Origin of the sequence: Mycobacterium sp. smrl_JER01, from assembly GCF_048513595.2 — a bacterium.
Taxonomy (GTDB): domain Bacteria; phylum Actinomycetota; class Actinomycetes; order Mycobacteriales; family Mycobacteriaceae; genus Mycobacterium.
This window is the reverse complement of record NZ_JBLXXK020000001.1, coordinates 842,026-859,644: the sequence shown is the minus strand read 5'-3', so window position 1 is coordinate 859,644 and position 17,619 is coordinate 842,026. Positions and strand designations below refer to the sequence as shown.

Sequence of the window (17,619 nt, the reverse complement as noted above, 5' to 3'; positions counted from 1 at the left end):
AACCACCCCCGGTCAGTTCCTGCCTCATGGATTCCACCAACAATAGCCAAACATCTTCACTGATTCCGTGATCTTCTTGGCTATTTCTTTTGTTTTCCGCGACGAAACATGCGGAAAACAAACTAGGGTCATCGTTGTCGGAGTCTGTTCGACAACACAGGGGATCGCCGATGACCACACGAGCCGGTTGGGTGCGCGCGCTGCTGCCCGGCACGATGTGGCTGACCTGCTTCTATCTCATTCCGCTGGCGCTGATCCTGGCCGCCGCGGTCGCCACCCCCGATATGATCGGCCGCCCCGTCTACGGGTTCAGCACCGACAATTTCGCGCTGGTCTTCGACGCCACCTACCTGCCGGTGGTGACCCGCACCTTCGCCTACGCCGTGCTCGCGACCCTCGCGTGCGTGCTGATCGGATACCCCTGCGCCTACGCGATCTCCCGCTACGGTGGCCGGGCCAAACCCGCGCTGCTGCTGGCGGTCCTGGTGCCGTGGCTGGCGGACTACCTCATCCGCATCTACGCCTGGGTGCAACTGCTGGGCCGCGACGGGCCGGTGAACTCGATTCTGACCCGGCTCGGAATCGGGCCGGTCAACCTGATCGGCAACCCGTACGCGCTCAACCTCGGCCTGGTCTACAGCTTCCTGCCGTTCATGATCCTGGCGGTGTTCCTCGCGGTCGAACGCGTCGACTGGCGCCTCGTCGAGGCCGCCCACGACCTGAATGCCACTCCGTGGCGGGCGTTTCGGACGGTGATCGTCCCCCTCACCGCCGGGGGCATCGCCGCGGGCTGCCAGCTCGTCTTCCTACTCAGCCTCGGTGATTTCGCCATCGCGCAGTTCCTCGGCGGATCGACCTATCTGATGGGCAACCTGATCCGAGACCAGCTCGCCACAGCCGGGTCGCTGCCGTTCGGCGCGGCGCTGACGGCCACGCTGCTGGCCGGCATGGTCACGTTCATCGCGCTGACATATCTCGCCGTCGCGGCAGGCCGGACGCTACGCCGGACGCGGGTGACGCCGTGACCAGACGACGGATGCCCATCGGTCTGGCCGTATTAGTCTGCGCCACACTGGTTTTTCTCGACCTGCCGCTGCTGGTGATCGTGCTGTTCTCGTTCAACTCCTCGGCGTCGCTGTCGGAGTTCGAGGGTTTCAGCACCCGTTGGTACCGACAGGCCGCCGACAACCCGGACATCCTCGCCGCGCTCGGATTGAGCGTCACCGTCGCCGCGGCGGCCACCGTGATCGCCGTGGTCCTGGGCTGTCTGTTGGCCTACGGGTTCGTCCACGGACGCCGCCGGGTGACCCGCCCGGTCGAGGCGGTCGCGATGTCGACGCTGGTCACTCCGGAACTGGCGACGGCGGTCGGGCTGATGACGCTGTTCACCACCGCACAGGTACCACTGTCGACGCTCACACTGATCATCGGGCACGCCACCTTCGTCCTGATCTATGTCACCGTGCTGGTGGGTAACCGGCTGCGCACCCTGGATCCCCGCCTGGAGGAGGCGGCCGCCGACCTCGGCGCCGGCCGGTTGCGCGCGTTCGGCACCGTGATCCTGCCCCAGCTGCGTTCGGCCATCGCCGGGGCCGCCGCGCTTTCGTTCGTGCTGTCATTCGGCGACTTCGTCACCTCGGTCTTTCTGTCCGGCACCGAGATTGCACCGCTTCCGGTCCGCATCTACGGAATGCTGCGGTTCGGCCTGTCCCCCGAGATCAATGCGATCGGCACCGCGATGATCGTCATCACCGTGCTGCTCGGCGTGTTCGGACTGTGGCTGCAACGCGCCAGACGATCAACCGGTGCCCCGAAATCCCCGACCCCACAACACATGAGGAACGTTCATGGCTAGAACGACACGACGCGACTTCCTGTTCGTGACCGGCGCGGGGGCCGCCGCCCTGTGGCTGGCCGGATGCTCGGGAGAGTCGGGGAACCAGGCGGCGACGCTGGAACCTCCGAAAGCCGAGATCGACGGCGATCTGGCATATTACGCGCCCACCGGCTACGTCCCCGACGACGTCATCGCCGGCTTCGAGAGCGAGTACGGCGTCACGGTCAACCAGACCTATTTCTCCACTGTCGACGAGATGATCCAGAAGCTGGGCGCCGGCGCCTCCTACGACATCACCTTCCTGCCGTCGAACTTCTTCGCCCGGGCCACCGCGGCCGATCTGCTGCTGCCCATCGACCACAGCGTGATGAGCAACTGGCCGGAGGTCACCGAGCTGTTCCAGGACCCGCCGTTCGAACCCAAGTCCGAACACCTCGCCGGGCCCTACGCCATGGGCGGTATCGGACTGGCCTACCGCAAGAGCAGGGTCGAGGGACTCACCGGCTCGTGGAACGACCTGTGGGACCTCGCGCCCCGACTCGACCGGCGCACCTTCATCTTCGACGATGTCACGGTATCGATGACGATGGCATTGGCCCGACTGGGATTACCCACCGACACCAGCGACAGCGGTGAGTTGAACCAGGCCGCCGACTCGCTGATCGAACTCCGCAAGAGCCTGGGCGGATTCGGCAGCTCAGCCGGGGAGAAGCTGGCCAACGGTGAGGCCGATCTGCTGATGAACTACACCGGCGCGACATTCTCCACCCTCAAGGAGGCCTCGTTCGCCGACGATATCGATTTCCAATTCTGCCGTGAGACTTTGGCGTTCAACTCCGACTGTATGGTCATCCCGTCCGCGGCCAAACATCCCGGCACCGGCCTGATGTTCGCCGACTACCTGCTGCGCCCCGACAACATGACCAAGATCGTCGATTTCGTCGGCTACCCGATCGCCACCCGGGCGGGCATGGCCGCCTACGACAAACTGGTTGCCCAGTACCCGTTCCTCACCTACGACCAGGCGGTCCTGTCCAATCCTGATGTGTGGCTGGCCGCACTGCAGGATCAGCAGCTCACCGCCTGGAATCAGGCGTGGACCCGAGTCAAAGCCTCCGCGTGACACACATCGCCCGCTCACACGTCGACGCAGCCCGCCTCCAGCAACTGGTCGCCGCGGCCTACGTCGACGTGGAAGCCGACCCCGCCAGCCACGCGTTCTCCACCGAGGAGTACGACCGACGACGGCTGGCGCTGCGGGACCGTGCCCGAGCGGCCGGCCTGGACCTGATTCTGGTCAGCTCCCCCGATGCGATGTGCTGGCTGCACGGCTACCAATCCCGTTGGTACCGGGCCCAATCGTCCACCCGCTGGCCGCCGTTGCAGTGCACTGTGCTGCACGTCGACTCCGGTGACTATGCCGTCTATGACGTCGCTCATCATCGCCACCTGCTACACCGTACGTCGGTGGCAACCGATGTGGTGCTCTCCCGCGGCGACGACGGCGACGCGGTGCTGCGGCTCATCATCGACGATCTGACCGCCCGGGGTTGGCTCGGCGGAATCGTCGGCATGGAGTTCCACAGTCATGTGCCCAACCGCGCCACCAGCGAGGTCGTCGAGGCCGCGCTGACAGCGGCCGGCTGCCGGGTCGTCGACGCCAGCGCGGTGACCCGCTCGGTGCGTCTGGTCAAATCCCCCGCCGAGATCGCCATGATCGAGCGCGCCGCCGCCGTCTGCGATACCGGCCTGCGGGCGCTGCAGGCCGAGGTCAGGGCCGGCATGACCGAGAAACAGGCCTGGGGCATCATGGTTTCGGCGATGGCGGCCGCCGGCGGGGAACCGGCGGCCCTGCACGAGTCGGTGGTGGTGGGACCGATCGAACTGGGCCATGCCTACGCCTCGGACCGGGTGATCCGGCGCGGCGACGTGCTCTGCGCCGATCCCTGCGGTGTGGTGCACCGCTACCATGCCAACATCGAACGCTGGTTCGTCGTCGGGCAGGATCCGACCGACGAGCTCTACCGCCTCGCCGAGATCGAGGCGGCCGCGTTCGCCATCCTGCGCGGCCGCGCCGCGGCCGGCGTCCGGGTCGACGACGTGACCTCGGAGATCGAACAACTGTTGCAGGACAACGGTTTATGGGGTTTACACAATTGGAACGGAGGCTATGAGCTGGGGTTGTCCTTCCCGCCGGACTGGGTGGGCGAGTGGACGTTCACCGTCGGCGAGCCGAGCGACGACGTCTTCCGCAGCGGCGTGGTCACCAACTACGAGAGCATCGTGCTCTACCCGATGATCGACACCGTGATCTTCGGCGAGCACGGAGCCAGGACGCTTTCGTCGCTACCCCTCGACGTTCTGCGGGCCGGATGATCGCCGACACGGTCTTCGTGGGCCGAGTGTTCACCGCCGACCCGACCCGACGCTTCGCCGAAGCCGTCGCCGTCGCCGACGGCATCATCATCGCCGTCGGTGACCGCTCAGATGTGTTGTCCCACTACCGGTCCGGGAGCACCGAGATGGTGCACGCGACCGGGCTGATCTGCCCCGGGTTCCACGACGCCCATATCCACCTGCTGGAAGGCTCGCTGTTCGACCTCTGGGTCAATCTGCACGACACCGACTCCGACGGCTACCTGGCGGTCATCGAGCAGGCGGCCCGCGCACTGCCCGACGGCGCCTGGGTGCGTGGGGGTGGATGGACGATGTCGGCGTTCCCGCAAGGCAATCCGGATGCGACGGCCCTCGACGCGGTGACGGGCGCCCGACCCGCGTACCTGACCGCCCGGGACGGACACAGCGCCTGGGTGAACTCTGCCGCGTTGCGCCTGGCCGGCATCGACGCCCGCACTGCCGATCCGCCCGGGGGCCGGATCGAACGCGACCAGCGCGGCGAACCGACCGGCGCCCTGCACGAGACCGCGATGCGGCTGGTCAGCTCTCGGATGCCCGAGATCACCGCCGACGAGTGGGCCGCCGCTTTGGCCTCGGGCCAGCGGTACCTGCATTCCCTGGGCATCGTCGGGTGGCAGGATGCGCGGCTGTCCGCGCCGATGCTGGATGCCTACCTGGACGCCGAGCGTGACGGCAGCCTGCGGGCTCATGTGACCGCCGCACTGCACTGGGACCCCGGGCTGGGGACGGACCAGATCACGACGTTGTGCGAGCTGCGCGACAGCGCCGACGGCCCGCTGGTCGGCGCCAGCATGGTGAAGATCTTCGTCGACGGTGTCGTGGAGAACCTGACCGCCTCGCTGCACGAGCCGTACCAGTGCAGCCATTCCGTTGGCACGCCGCTGTTCGACCCTGCGCAGCTGCGCGACGCGATCACCACCTGCGTCCAGGCCGGCTTCTCGGTGCACGTGCACAGCATCGGCGACGCGGCCACCACCTCGGCGCTGGACGCTTTCGCACATTGCCACGACCCGGCGCCGGGTCCGCGCCACCAGATCTGCCACCTGCAGGTGGTGCGCAGCGCCGATATCCCCCGGTTCGCCGAACTCGGCGTGATTGCCAATGTCCAGGCGCTGTGGGCGTGCCGCGACGAGCAGAACGTGACGTTGTGCCGGCCCGCCCTCGGACCGGACAGGTTCGAGGCGCAGTACCCGTTCGGCGACCTCGTCCGCGCCGGAACCACGTTGGCGTTCGGCAGCGACTGGCGGGTCAGCACCCCGAACCCGCTGCCCCAGATCGAGGTGGCGGTCACGCGACGTCCACCCGGAGACGTCGACACCGCGCCTTTGGGAGCCACTCAGTCCCTCGACCTGACCACCTGCCTGCTCGGGTTCACCCGCAATGCGGCCTTCGCGGCCGGCGTCGACGACCGCACCGGGTCGCTGACCGTGGGCCGCGACGCCGACATCGTGGTCCTCGACACCGACCCGTACACCGTCGAGGACCACGAACTGGGCCGGGTCGGCGTGGCCGCCACCTATTTCCGCGGCGACGAGGTGCACATCGGCTGAGGGGGCCTGGTCGGAAGGCCCGGCCGAATCGGGCCTGGGAGGGAGGACGCGGACTAGTTGAAGTACGGGTTGGTGCCCTCAGGCCGGGCGAGCAGCGGATTGACCTGGTTGACGATCCACGAGCCGCCGGGGCTGACGACGAATCCGGACTGATTGCGGCTGTCGACACAGGCGGTCAGGGCGCCGTCACCGCCGCAGCTGACCGTGCCGAAGCTCAGCCGGGTGTTGGGGGGCAGTTCGTTGACCGGGCCGCCGAAGATCGGCGCCGGCGCCGACGCCCAGCCCGGTACCCCGCCGGACACTCCGCTGACCAGGTTCGCACCCTCGGGTGCGCCGGGCAACGCCCCGTTGCAGCCGTAACCGCCCGAACGCTGCAGCATGCAGGTCAACCCATTGGAGCTGAACGCGTACGCGGTGCCTTCCAGGACGGCGAAGTCCTTGGGGTTGGCCGGCGGGTAGGCGTTGACGTTGGGTGCCGGCGGAGGCGGGGGCGGTGCCGGCTGCGCCGCCGCCAGGCCGGACGCGTTGAGGACACCAGCCGCGGCAACACCCACGGCACCGACGACGATTCTGCTGCGCACCATCACAGCCTAGATGTCGCCCCAGAGGTCAGCAGTGTTTCAGAACGCGTAGGTCCCGGTCGGGCTGATCACGAATCCCGACTGGTTGAGCGTGTTGATGCACGACGTCGCGAACCCGTCGTTGCCGCAGCTCACGGTACGGAAACTGAGCCGGCTGTGCGGCGGCAGCGCCGGCGCGTTCTCGACGATCCCGTACATCGGCGCCGCCGAACTGGCGAAGCCCACGCCCCCGCCGACGTTGCCGGTCACCAGGTTGGCGCCGTTGGGTGCCGCCGGCAGCGGACCGCTGCACCCGTAACTGCCCGACCCTCGATCCAGGACACACGTGACGTCGTCGAGAGCGCTGAACACGTACCAGGCACCGTCGTTGGCGGCGTAGTCCTTCGGATTCGCCGGTGGCATCGCGTTCACATCGGGTTGGGCCCCCGCCACGCCTGGCGCGGCAAGCACCGCCACCCCCGGCACGGCGAGCACCGCCGCCAGCGCCGCACCCACCACACCGACCGCGTATCTGCTGAGCACGCACACACAGTAGACGCGCGGCACCGGCCGTGCCCGTCGCGAATGAAAGTCTGACGGGGGCGTCAGGTGATCGCGCTCAGCGGGTACTGGCGCGCCCACGCGACCATCATCTGGGCACCACCGGACAGAGTGATCGGCCGCTTCTCCGACGCGTCGAGCTGCAGCGCCAGGTGCATGGGCCCGGGCGGGAATCGCTCGGCGTTCGTCGTCGTCCACGCCGGTGTGCCGTCCACGTAGACGGTGATGGCCTGCGGGGTCCAACTCACCGCGTAGTTGTGCCACTGGGTGGCGTCCACCTTCGACACCGCGGACTCGGTGCGGTTCTGCGCGGAGTAGTGCAGAAAGTGCGAGATGTTCTGCCGGGTGGAATCCCCGAGGATCTCGACGAAGTCGATCTCCCCGCCGACGGGCCAGTTTTCGGCGTCGGGCCACAGCAGCGCGACTGCGTGGTAGTCCGCGGCACCTCGGGGCACTCGCAGACGGACCTCCCACGCCCCGTACTTCTGACCGCCGTTCCACGCCAGTCCACCGGTGTTGCCGGCGGCGTCACCGGTGATCACCATCACGCCGTCGACGAACGACAGCGCGGCAGGGGTGCGCCGCCCGTATCCGTTGTGGCCGACCGAGTTGTAGACCCCCCACCCGGACAGCGCGGCCGCGTCGGTGAACCGGGTTTCCCGCGGGGTGCCCCAGCCGTAGCGACCGGCCGCCGTCGAGGGATCGGGAACCGGCCGGACGATCGGGCCCACGTCGATCGTCCTCGACGCGGTGGACCCCCAGCCGGGCACCAGCAGACCGAGCAGTCCGTGGACGTGCCAACCGTTTTCGGGAGCTCTGTCGCTGACCGTGACGCGGAAAAGTTCTCCGCCGATGTCGGCCACCCCGGCGGGCGGCGTGTAGCGGAACGTCCCGTCGGTGCCGATGGTCACGGTGCCGCCGCGGCCGCTCAGCGGTCTTGCACGGTAGGTGAGGACGTCACCGTCGGCATCGGCCGCCATCACCTTTCCGGTGACGCTGCCGTCGGACCCGACCATGACACCGCCCGCGGTGGACGAAACTGTCGGGGTTCGGTTGAAGAACGTCCGTTGGACCCACTCGAACAGATTCGGGATCTCCGGGTCGGCCGTCGCCCGCGCGAGTGCGGCGAACGCGGTCGGTTCCGTGTCGGCCGTCGCGGCGTCCGAGTTGGCACCGTCGTTCTCGGCACCGTCGTCGGTCGCGGCTGCGCGGGTCCGGGAACTCGTTGCCGAAACATCCGGGGTGTCGCGCTCCGCGGCGTCGCCTGGCGTGGTTGACGCGTCCCCGACGGTGACCTCATCGTCGGCGCCGTCGATCTCGTCGACGTCATCACGATCGTCTGTTTCCTGGCTCGCGCTTCCGGTCTGGGACACGGAAGCGTCAATGTCGCGGAACGCGGTGTTGCTCTTTACCGCCGAATTCGGGTCTTTTCCGGCTTTTCTCCGGGTATCACCTATTTCATCTTCTTTGCCTGGCGATGTCGCTGATTCCAATTTCGACCCACCGGACTTATCAGATGCCCCGTTTGCCGTGGGCCCGCTCACCGCATTCGTCTCGGAATCGGCGCGAGAACCGGGTTCGCTGTCTGCCGAGGCCTGCGCCGATGCCCCCGCGAACAGCAGACACACTGCTGCACCGCCGGTGAACGCCGCGGCACCGGCGGCATGCCGGATCGCATCGACATGGAAGGGCGAAGACGCACTCATGACCATGCGGAGACGATAATCGAACGCACCGATAATTGTTCGTTATATGGCCTGCAACATTACCGATCATGCATTTATTCTTCCGAATTGCATGACGCGGAATTTGCGATCAATAATTCTCGGGACCGCGGCCGGCCATCGCCTCCAGCCGCGCGATCCGATCTGCCATCGGGGGGTGCGTCGCGAACAGCTTGCCGATCTTCTCGCCGGCCCGGAACGGGTTGGCAATCATCAGATGGGCCTGATCGGCCAACTGCGGCTCGGGCGGCAACGGCGCCCGCTCGACGCCGGCGCTGATCTTGCGTAGCGCGCTGGCCAGCGCCAGCGGGTCGCCGGTCAGCTCGGCACCGGACTGATCGGCCTGGTACTCCCGCGACCTCGACACCGCCAGCCGGATGACCGTCGCCGCGATCGGACCGAGCAGCGAAACCAGCAGAATCGCAAAAGGATTCGTGCCGCCGCCGCGGTTACCGCCGAACATACTGGCGAAGAACGCCAGGTTGGCCAGCGCGGTGATGACCGAGGCCATCGCACCGGCGACACACGAGATCAGGATGTCGCGGTTGTAGACGTGGGACAGCTCGTGCCCCAGCACGGCGCGCAGTTCCCGCTCGTTGAGGATTCCGAGGATGCCGGTCGTACAGCACACGGCGGCATTGCGCGGATTACGGCCGGTGGCGAACGCGTTGGGTGCCGCGGTGTCGCTGATGTAGAGCCGCGGCATCGGCTGGCGCGCGGTGGTGGCGAGCTCGCGCACGATCTTGTACATCGCCGGCGCCTGCATCTCGTTGACCGGCTGGGCGTGCATGGCCCGCAGCGCGAGCTTGTCGCTGTTGAAGTACACGTAGGCGTTCATGCCGACGGCGAACAGCACCGCCAGGAACATGATGTTGCGGCCGAACAGGGCGCCGACACCGACGATCAGACCTGAGAACAGCACCAGCAACAGGAACGTCTTGGCCCTGTTGGCGTGCGGATGCCAAGTCATTTCGGGAGTCCTCCTCAACACACCTGGATGAGTCTTCGCCACCACAACGACCGACGGCCCCGCAAGGGTTCCACGACCGTCAACCGTGACGGTTCATGGTGTACTGCACCAACGTGGCCAGGGCCTGCCGACCAGGCACATCGGGCAGCTGATCGAGTTCCTGCTCGGCATCGCGCACATACGCGGCCACCGTCTCCTTGGCTTTCGTGATGCCGTCGGACGCGCGCAGCAGATGCAGCGCCTCAGCCAGGTCCCCGTCGTCGGTGACCGGCCTGGCCAGCAATTCCCGCAACCGGTCGGCGTCCGGACCGGTATCGCGCAAGGCGTACAACACCGGGAGGGTGTGCACGCCCTCCCGCAGGTCGGTGCCGGGTACCTTGCCCGACTCGTCGGGGTCGCTGTCGATGTCGATGATGTCGTCGGAGATCTGGAAGACGGTGCCGACGATGCCGCCCAGGCGGCTCAACCGCTCGATCTGCTCGTCGTCGGCACCGGAGAAGGTCGCCCCGAACCGGCCGGACGCCGAGATTAGGCAGGCCGTCTTCTCATAGACCACCTTCAGATAGTGCTCGACCGAGTCGACCTGATCGGCCGCGCCGCGCGTCTCCCGCATCTGGCCGGTGACCAGCAACGCGAACGTGTCGGCGATGATCCGCACGGCCTCGGGGCCCAGCCGGGACACCAGCCGCGACGCGGTGGCGAACAGATAATCCCCGGCCAGGATCGCGATGTTGTTCCCCCAGCGGGCGTTGGCGCTGGGCGCCCCGCGCCGGACGGCCGCCTCGTCCATGACGTCGTCGTGGTAGAGCGTCGCCAGGTGCACCAGTTCGATGACGGCGCCGGCCACGGTGACCTGCCAGGAGTCCGGCTCGGGCCCCAGGTGCGCCGAGAGCACCGTGAACAACGGGCGGAACCGCTTGCCGCCGGCCTGGAACAGGTGCTGCACCGCCTCGGACATCAGCACGTCGGCCTTGCCGAGCTCTTCGGACATCAGGGCCTCGATACGGGCAACTCCGTCGCGGACGTCCTGGGCGAATTCCGCATCGCCGAAGTCCACGCCCGCCACCACGTTCGCCGGTGTCCTCACACAGCCAACATACTGTGAGCTATGGACTCTTCGGCGGGCGGAGCGATGCGGGAATCGTCACGCGCCGACGTGGTGGTCGTGGGCGCCGGACCCGCAGGCTCGTCGGCGGCGGCCTGGGCCGCCCGCTCGGGGCGCGACGTTCTCGTCATCGACTCGGCGCAGTTCCCCCGCGACAAGGCGTGTGGTGACGGGCTGACGCCGCGGGCAGTGGTCGAGCTGCGCCGACTGGGCCTGCAACCGTGGCTCGACGGCCGTATCGCACACCACGGGCTGCGGATGTCGGGCTTCGGCGCCGACGTCGAAGTGGCGTGGCCGGGCCCGTCGTTCCCGTCGCACAGCAGCGCGGTACCGCGCACCGAACTGGACGAGCGGATCCGGCTGGTCGCCGTCGACGACGGCGCGAAGATGAAGCTCGGCGCGAAGGCCGTCTCGGCGCAGCACGATTCCGCGGGACGGGTGACGGGCGTGGTGCTGGACTCCGGTGAGGTGGTGCGCTGCACGGATCTGATCGTGGCCGACGGGGCGCGCTCCACCCTGGGCCGCGTGCTGGGGCGGCAGTGGCACAAGGAGACCGTCTACGGGGTGGCGATCCGCGGGTACATCGGGACGCCGCGCAGCGCCGAACCGTGGATCACCTCGCATCTGGAGTTGCGCTCCCCCACCGGTCAGGTGCTCCCCGGATACGGCTGGATCTTCCCGCTCGGCAACGGCGAGGTGAACATCGGCGTCGGCGCGTTGGCCACCTCCAAGCGACCCGCCGACGCCGCGCTGCGACCGCTGATGAACTACTACACCGGGTTACGGCGCGACGAGTGGGGCTTCGACGGGGATCCCCGCGCCGGGCTGTCGGCGCTGCTGCCGATGGGCGGTGCCGTCTCGGGTGTGGCCGGGCCGAACTGGATGCTGATCGGCGATGCGGCGGCGTGTGTGAACCCGCTCAACGGCGAGGGCATCGACTACGGCCTGGAGACGGGGCGGTTGGCGGCGTCGCTGCTGGGCACCGGCCCGTACTCGGCGGCCTGGCCCGCGGTGCTGCACGAGCATTACGCGCGGGGTTTCTCGATCGCCCGGCGGCTGGCACTGCTGTTGACGTTCCCGCGTTTTCTGCCCGTCGCCGGCCCGGCTGCGATGCGGTCGGCTACGTTGATGACGATCGCAGTCCGCGTGATGGGCAATTTCGTCACCGACGAGGATGAGGATCTGGTGGCGCGGGCCTGGCGCGGCGCGGGCGTGCTGTCGCGGCGGATCGACGCCCGCCCCCCGTTCCGATGACTTCGCCGTGTCCGATGCCTTCGCCGTGTCCGATGCCTTCGCCGTGTCCGCGAGCGTGCGTGTCTGCGGCGGACTCGCCGCAGAAATGCACGAGAACACGCACGCTCGTCGGGTGTCGGACGTGACATCGGACGACTCGGCGGTCGACTCGGCGGTCGACTCGGCGATCGACCGGGCGGTCTACCGGGCCCCGATGCGCTCACGCCGCGACGACATCGATCCGCAGTCGACGCTCGACCGGGCACTTGCCCTGGGGCTCTGCGGGTTCGGCCGGCACGGCCACGGCGACCGGATCGACCGGCGGGTCGAGCGGTTCGCCGAGGTCGCGGCCGGCTCCCTGGTGTGGACCCGGGATGAGGACGGGCTTTATCGGCTCGGCCGCATCGTTGGGCCGTACCTCTACGATGCCGCCGGTGGGGATGTCGACCTGGTCCACGTCCGGGCGTGCCGCTGGCTGGCAGCACCGATCACCGAATCCCGCTGTCCGCCGGCTGTTCTGCAGGCATTCAGCCGCGGAGGGCGCAACTTCCAGCAGATCCACGACGCACGGGTGGGCGCTCAATCGCTCCAGCTGTGGGAGTCGGGCTGACCGCGCCGGCTCACACGCACTCGGCGAGCTCCTCGTGACGCTCACCGGCCGGACCGATCGTGGCGTGCGTGCGCAGACGACCGTCGCGGATCCCGACGCTGGCGCACACCACCGCGCAGGTGCGTGCATCCACCTGCTGCGCGATGACCGGGGAACGCTGGACGATGCCCAGGCCGGTCTCGATGACATGCGCGGCGGCGACGGCATCCACCGAGCCGGCGGGCACATGCCGGCGCGCGATCGACCACAACACCTGCTCGACGACGCAGCGGGTGGCCCCGTCGGGCAACTCGGCCAACTCCCAAGCTCGCTGGGCGGTACGCATCGCCGTGCAGTCGTGATGCCCCAGCACCACGATGAGTGGCACCCGCAGCGTCTGCACCGCGAATTCGAGGGTGGCCAGCACACCGGTGTCGATGACGTGGCCGAAGGTGCTGACGTCGAGCAGGCTGCCACCGTCGAGACCGAACACCGCGTCACTCGGTACGGCCGAATCGGCGCACCTGAACACCGCCGCCGCGACGGCGCCGGGGACGAGTTCACCCGTGTTGCCCAACGGATTCGGGTTCGTCTCATTGCCGTGCCGCAGACGCTGCCAGGCGGTCGTCGGATCGATCCTCATCGGTTTTCCTCTCTCGGGGTGGATGCCGGGCTGAAGTAGTCCGGGCGGCTGACGTAGGTCTCGGTCACGAACATCACCCCGGGGGTGGCGTCCAGGAGCGGCCGAAGGCCGGCGAGCAGCGCCCTGACCCGGACATCGGGAACGACGGTGATGATCAGTTGCAGTGCGGCCTGCTGGTTGAACAGCAGACGGCCCTGGTGATAACCGTGGTGGCCCAGCCCGGACACCCCCGACAGGCTGGTGTAGCCGGTGGCGCCGATGCTGCGGATGAGGTCGCACACCGCCGGCGCGTCCTGCCCGGGGACGACGACCTCGACTTTCATCATCTTGGTCAGGGGTATCTGATCGGACGTCATCACAGCATCTCCTTCTCGAGAACTCGGTCACAGCGATCGGTCTCCACCCACGGTCGCCAACCGCCGTGGGTCCAGCGCTGCCATCGCGACCCGGCGTCCTCACGGGCGGCGACAGCGATCCAGTCATTTCCGAACAGTCTCTGCAGCAACGAGTTACGGTCGACGATGGCGTCGATCCGGCCCAGCGGTGCCTGAATCACCGCGAGCAGCCGTTGCGGTTCGTGCACCAGTCGGCCGCCCTCGGCGACCGACTGCCACGGCAAGCCGAGCCGCAGATCCCCGACGTGCCCGGAAAGCACTCCCGCCGTCCCCACGACGTTGTGGATCGCCTTGGTTCCGGCTCCGAATGCCTCCGGCGCCACCGCCGAGAAGTAGTACTGGCAGTTGATCCACTGCGCGACCACCAGCGGGGCGGTCAGAATCGTCTCCAGCGCGGCGCCGTCGGGGTCGACATCAGGGTCATACGAGTGCAGGAAAGCCCTGCGCTGCAGATCAATCCCACGAGTGATCGACCGCGGTCCGACGATGAATGCGGCGTTTCCGGCCAGCCCCCACTCGGGATAGACCTGTGCCCAGTCCGACGACCGGGCGACCACGTGTCGGGCTGCGCGTTTCGGGGACAGCCGCGGCCGTGCGCCGGGCAGCGCAGCGCATCGTTCGGTCGCCAGCGCTGCACCGGCGACCGCGAGATCGCCGCGCAGACGGACGAGTTCGCCGTGGTGGCTCGGTGGCACAAGGTGTGCGTCGAGCAGCTCGACCCGATCGGTGGCGGTGTCATGCTGGGCGGCGACGAAGACCGTGCCGTCCGGTATGTCGATGCCGTGCCCGCGCAGCGCATCGCGCACCTCACGCTGATTGAGGATCGATGCGGCGGCACGGGCGTTGGGGCCTCCCGGCTGGCCACCACAGGCGCCACAGTCCACCGCCGCCTGGTACGGGTTGTTCTCGGTGGTGCTGCCGTGTGCGCACAATGCGACTAGGACGCCGAAGTCCCGGGTCAAACCCATCGTGGTCAGTGCCGCCTGGGCGAACAGCACACGTTCGTCGAGCGGGATGGCGTCGACTGTCAACACCGTGGGGGCCGCCGGCGCGAACAGCTCGCGGAGCCGTCGGCGCGACGTGGCGCCGGCCGCCGGGGCGAGGGTTTTGACGGCGGCCCACGGTGCCGCGACCCAGCCTACGGCCTCCGCCAACGTGAACGGTGCCGCCATCGAATCCTTGGCGGCGTGGAACGCAGTTTCGAACCCGGCGAGATGGGAAGTCCCCGCGGTGCGGCGTGCCGCCGCAGCGGATGCTCCCGGCAGGGGTGTCTCCGCAACCTCGCAGGACGGCGACATCAGCACCGGGCAGAGGTCGGACGGCTGACCCCCGAGCAGGTCGGTGAAGCGCATCGCCACCGCGAAGAAGCCCGCGAACCCGAAAGTCTGGTATCCGTCCCGCATCTCGAGATGGCGGCGTAGCCCCTCCGAGCGGGTGTCGATACAGGTGATCACCTGGATCTTGGGGCGCGGAGTGTCGCGCCGCGGCGCCGTCTGCAACGCGGTCAACAGTCCGTCGCGATAGTGCCCTTCGAATGCGTTTTGCCACAGCGATTCTCGTGCAGCGACGGGGAGAATCGCCAGGATTCGGGCAGCGGTCGCCAGTTGCGCCTCGCTCACCCCGCCCAGTTGCCACCGTGTGACGAGATGGGTGGCCCGCTCGCGGGCCGTCGGGAGTACCTGGGGCGTCACCGTCCCGGCGACGGCGCCGTCTCGATGGGCCATCAGCGCAGACTCGAAGGCCAGCCGGACAGCGACGTACTGCGTCAGGTCGATACCGGGATGCCGGCCGGTGCACCAGTGGATGTGGGCGGCCCAGCCCGGCAGGCGGGTCAGATGGGCCTGCAGGTAGGCGATCCGCGTCTGGTCTGTGACAGCGGCATCGGCGAGCGCTGCCAGAATCGCGTCCTCGGGGACCAGCGGCGCCTTCTGCAACGTCGCCCGTACCCTGCGAGGCACTCGCCGATCGCGATGCGCGAGTTGACGCCACGCCGGATAGAACCCTTCCTCGCGTCCCGGCATGGGCCAGGCCGCAGCGCCGAAGAATGCCGCGCACCACTTGGCGGTGTGGGCGTCGACCGCGTCCGCCAGTTCGGGCGCGTACTGCTCGGCAGGTGTCATGTTGCGCCGTACCGGCTGCGCAACCGGCACCCCATACAGCAGGTCTGCACGCAGCAGACCGGTCGCGCTCAGGACGCACTCGCCGAGTCTCAGCTCGGCTTCGTCCAGCAGATTCGGGAAGCGTCGAATCAACGCCCGATCGATGTCACTGTCTGTGATCCGGCCCTGGTTGTGGAGACTGCGGAAGCGGTCTTCGGTCAGCGTCCCTCGGACGCCGAACAGATCGCCGGCCCGACGGACGGCCTGCTCGAAAGGCATGGCCTCCAGTCCGGCCAGCGGATTGACCGCGATGAACGTCGAAAGCGGGTAGTGCGTGGGCAATATCTTTGCCGCCAAGCCGATCTCGGTGCGCACCTGCGCCCGATCCGAGGCGGTGGTGGAGTCATACGAGGTGGTCACAGGCGAGCTCCCATCGGTTGCGGGTCGAGATATCCGGCACCAAGCGCGCGGGCGTAGAATCCGCGGTGCAGTTCCGTCCACCGCGGCGACCACCGAATCGCGGCGACACCGGCGAGCATGATCAGCGCAGTGGCGGCGGTCAGCGCGACCGCCCGGGCCGACAGCGGCTCCGGTGGGAGCGCGGCGGCGAGGTATGCGGTGACCGCGCCGATCACCGCGAGGTACCCGAGGGCCGCCGGGACGAGCAGGGCGGCCGCGACCAACACCGCCCGCAGCCCAGCGTTGCGCCGCAACCAACTCCAGGTCACGGTCGCCCCCGTCACCCAGGCGAACACGAGCAGCGCCAACCCGGAGCCGTGTTTGTTGACGCCGGGCGCCAGCAGCGCCGCAGCGGTCAGGGCCACTGCGGGTAACAGCGCCGCAGTCAGCAGCATCGCGGCGCGCCGGTGACCGGTCGGGGGCGATACCGTCGGGATCGCGGCCATGCGCCGATGATGGGCGATCGCCGATCCCGACGACAGGAACAAGGTGGCCTTGTAGCAGCCGTGGGCCACCAGGTGGATCAGCGCTGCGGCCCACAGTCCCAGACCGATGGTGAACATCATGAAACCCATCTGCGCCATGGTCGAATATGTAAGCGCACCTTTGATATCCGGCTTTGTCAGCGCGAGGACGGAGCCGTAGAGCATGCCGGCGACGCCTACCGCAAGGAGAACTGCAACTGCGACGCCCGCGGTGCTGAGCGGACTGAGCCTGAGTAGGAGAATCCCGCCCCCGTTGACCACGCCTGCATGGAGCAGCGCCGACACCGGCGTGGGTGCGGCCAGTGTTGCGGGCAGCCAACTGTGAAAGGGAATTTGCGCCGAACGTGACAGCGCGGCGATGACGACGAGCATGGCCACCACCGCCGCGGACCAGCCGCCGTCCTCTCCGATGTCGCCGAGTTCGACCGGGCCCGATCGCGCGGTGACCACGCCGACCGCGATCCACAGCGCAGCGTCCCCGATCGCGAACGCGGTCGCGGCGCGACGAACCCCGTCCCGAGCGGCGCTCAGATGCCAGTACGTCCCCAGCAGCAGGCACAGTGCCAGCCCGGCTGCAGTCCAGGCGGCTGCCACCGCGACCAGGGTGTTCGCGGTGGCCAGACCCACGGAAGCCGCGGTGAGCAGGTTGGCACCCGCGAAGAACCACCCGGCACGGGTGTCGGCGGCCAGATACCGTCTCGCGAATTGCTGCACCACAGCACTGATTCCGAAGACCAGCAGCAGCAGAACGGTCGAGACGGGGTCGACCGTCAGGGCCGGCATTCCGCCGCCGACCGGTGCGACGTCACCACCGTTGGCGATGCGCACGGTGAACCAGACCGCTGCCAGGAATCCGGCGGACGAGGTCAGCACACCCAGCCGACCGATCAGACCGTCCGCGCGTCCGCGCAGCATCAGTGCGCTGGTACCCAACGCCGTCGGCGAGGCGATGAGCGCGAACAGGATTGGCCCGTCCAGGTTCCACATACGA

The 17,619-nt window shown here is 68.3% G+C and carries 16 protein-coding genes; 7 read left to right on the top strand and 9 right to left on the bottom strand.

Translation table 11 applies throughout. The features are described from left to right. Positions 1–170: 170 nt before the first annotated feature. Genes ACNUDN_RS04190 through ACNUDN_RS04170 form a run of 5 tightly spaced genes read left to right on the top strand, consistent with a single transcriptional unit; the run spans position 171 to position 5,805 of the window. A complete protein-coding gene (locus tag ACNUDN_RS04190) occupies positions 171–1,025 on the top strand; it encodes an ABC transporter permease (RefSeq protein WP_419120774.1) in 855 nt (284 codons plus the stop codon). Further along, the gene (locus ACNUDN_RS04185; protein ID WP_419120773.1) at positions 1,022–1,855 is read left to right on the top strand and encodes an ABC transporter permease; all 834 of its coding nucleotides are present in this window, start codon (positions 1,022–1,024) and stop codon (positions 1,853–1,855) included. The genes ACNUDN_RS04190 and ACNUDN_RS04185 overlap by 4 nt, the downstream gene beginning before the upstream one ends. Further along, a complete protein-coding gene (locus ACNUDN_RS04180) occupies positions 1,848–2,960 on the top strand; it encodes a polyamine ABC transporter substrate-binding protein (protein WP_419120772.1) in 1,113 nt (370 codons plus the stop codon). The genes ACNUDN_RS04185 and ACNUDN_RS04180 overlap by 8 nt, the downstream gene beginning before the upstream one ends. Further along, a complete protein-coding gene (locus ACNUDN_RS04175) occupies positions 2,957–4,213 on the top strand; it encodes a M24 family metallopeptidase (RefSeq protein ID WP_419120771.1) in 1,257 nt (418 codons plus the stop codon). Before ACNUDN_RS04180 ends, ACNUDN_RS04175 begins: the two co-directional genes overlap by 4 nt. Then, positions 4,210–5,805 carry an amidohydrolase gene (locus ACNUDN_RS04170; protein WP_419120770.1) on the top strand — a complete coding sequence of 532 codons (1,596 nt, stop codon included), beginning with the start codon at positions 4,210–4,212 and terminating at the stop codon, positions 5,803–5,805. Before ACNUDN_RS04175 ends, ACNUDN_RS04170 begins: the two co-directional genes overlap by 4 nt. A gap of 53 nt (positions 5,806–5,858) precedes the next feature. Here ACNUDN_RS04170 and ACNUDN_RS04165 read toward each other — a convergent pair whose 3' ends face one another. From ACNUDN_RS04165 to grcC1, 5 genes are all read right to left on the bottom strand, one after another. Beyond that, positions 5,859–6,389: a hypothetical protein gene (locus ACNUDN_RS04165; RefSeq protein ID WP_419120769.1), complete on the bottom strand. Its 531-nt coding sequence runs from the start codon at positions 6,387–6,389 to the stop codon at positions 5,859–5,861. 36 nt (positions 6,390–6,425) lie between these two features. Beyond that, positions 6,426–6,908: a hypothetical protein gene (locus tag ACNUDN_RS04160; RefSeq protein WP_419120768.1), complete on the bottom strand. Its 483-nt coding sequence runs from the start codon at positions 6,906–6,908 to the stop codon at positions 6,426–6,428. Between the two features lie 62 nt (positions 6,909–6,970). Continuing rightward, on the bottom strand, positions 6,971–8,299 hold the full coding sequence (locus ACNUDN_RS04155; RefSeq protein WP_419120767.1) for a family 16 glycosylhydrolase: 1,329 nt from the start codon (positions 8,297–8,299) through the stop codon (positions 6,971–6,973). 442 nt (positions 8,300–8,741) lie between these two features. Further along, positions 8,742–9,620: a zinc metalloprotease HtpX gene (gene htpX, locus ACNUDN_RS04150; RefSeq protein WP_419120766.1), complete on the bottom strand. Its 879-nt coding sequence runs from the start codon at positions 9,618–9,620 to the stop codon at positions 8,742–8,744. Positions 9,621–9,699: 79 nt separating this feature from the next. Continuing rightward, complete coding sequence (grcC1, locus tag ACNUDN_RS04145; protein ID WP_419120765.1) at positions 9,700–10,707, bottom strand: nonaprenyl/(2E,6E)-farnesyl/geranylgeranyl diphosphat synthase; 1,008 nt, start codon at positions 10,705–10,707, stop codon at positions 9,700–9,702. 21 nt (positions 10,708–10,728) lie between these two features. On the opposite strand from grcC1, the gene menJ reads away from it, so the two are divergent. Both menJ and ACNUDN_RS04135 read left to right on the top strand, forming a co-directional pair. Beyond that, positions 10,729–11,979, top strand: coding sequence for a menaquinone reductase MenJ (gene menJ / locus ACNUDN_RS04140; RefSeq protein ID WP_498450145.1), 1,251 nt, complete (start codon positions 10,729–10,731; stop codon positions 11,977–11,979). A gap of 193 nt (positions 11,980–12,172) precedes the next feature. Next, positions 12,173–12,568: a GAF domain-containing protein gene (locus ACNUDN_RS04135; RefSeq protein ID WP_419125013.1), complete on the top strand. Its 396-nt coding sequence runs from the start codon at positions 12,173–12,175 to the stop codon at positions 12,566–12,568. 10 nt (positions 12,569–12,578) lie between these two features. On the opposite strand, the gene ACNUDN_RS04130 is transcribed toward ACNUDN_RS04135, so the two are convergent. From ACNUDN_RS04130 to ACNUDN_RS04115, 4 genes are read right to left on the bottom strand one after another with little or no spacing between them, the layout of a single operon-like run. Next, complete coding sequence (locus ACNUDN_RS04130) at positions 12,579–13,190, bottom strand: carbonic anhydrase (protein WP_419120764.1); 612 nt, start codon at positions 13,188–13,190, stop codon at positions 12,579–12,581. Then, positions 13,187–13,546 carry a P-II family nitrogen regulator gene (locus tag ACNUDN_RS04125; protein ID WP_419120763.1) on the bottom strand — a complete coding sequence of 120 codons (360 nt, stop codon included), beginning with the start codon at positions 13,544–13,546 and terminating at the stop codon, positions 13,187–13,189. Before ACNUDN_RS04125 ends, ACNUDN_RS04130 begins: the two co-directional genes overlap by 4 nt. Beyond that, positions 13,546–16,104: a DUF2309 domain-containing protein gene (locus tag ACNUDN_RS04120; RefSeq protein ID WP_419120762.1), complete on the bottom strand. Its 2,559-nt coding sequence runs from the start codon at positions 16,102–16,104 to the stop codon at positions 13,546–13,548. The genes ACNUDN_RS04125 and ACNUDN_RS04120 overlap by 1 nt, the downstream gene beginning before the upstream one ends. Continuing rightward, the gene (locus ACNUDN_RS04115) at positions 16,101–17,615 is read right to left on the bottom strand and encodes a proton-conducting transporter transmembrane domain-containing protein (protein ID WP_419120761.1); all 1,515 of its coding nucleotides are present in this window, start codon (positions 17,613–17,615) and stop codon (positions 16,101–16,103) included. The genes ACNUDN_RS04120 and ACNUDN_RS04115 overlap by 4 nt, the downstream gene beginning before the upstream one ends. Positions 17,616–17,619: the final 4 nt, after the last annotated feature.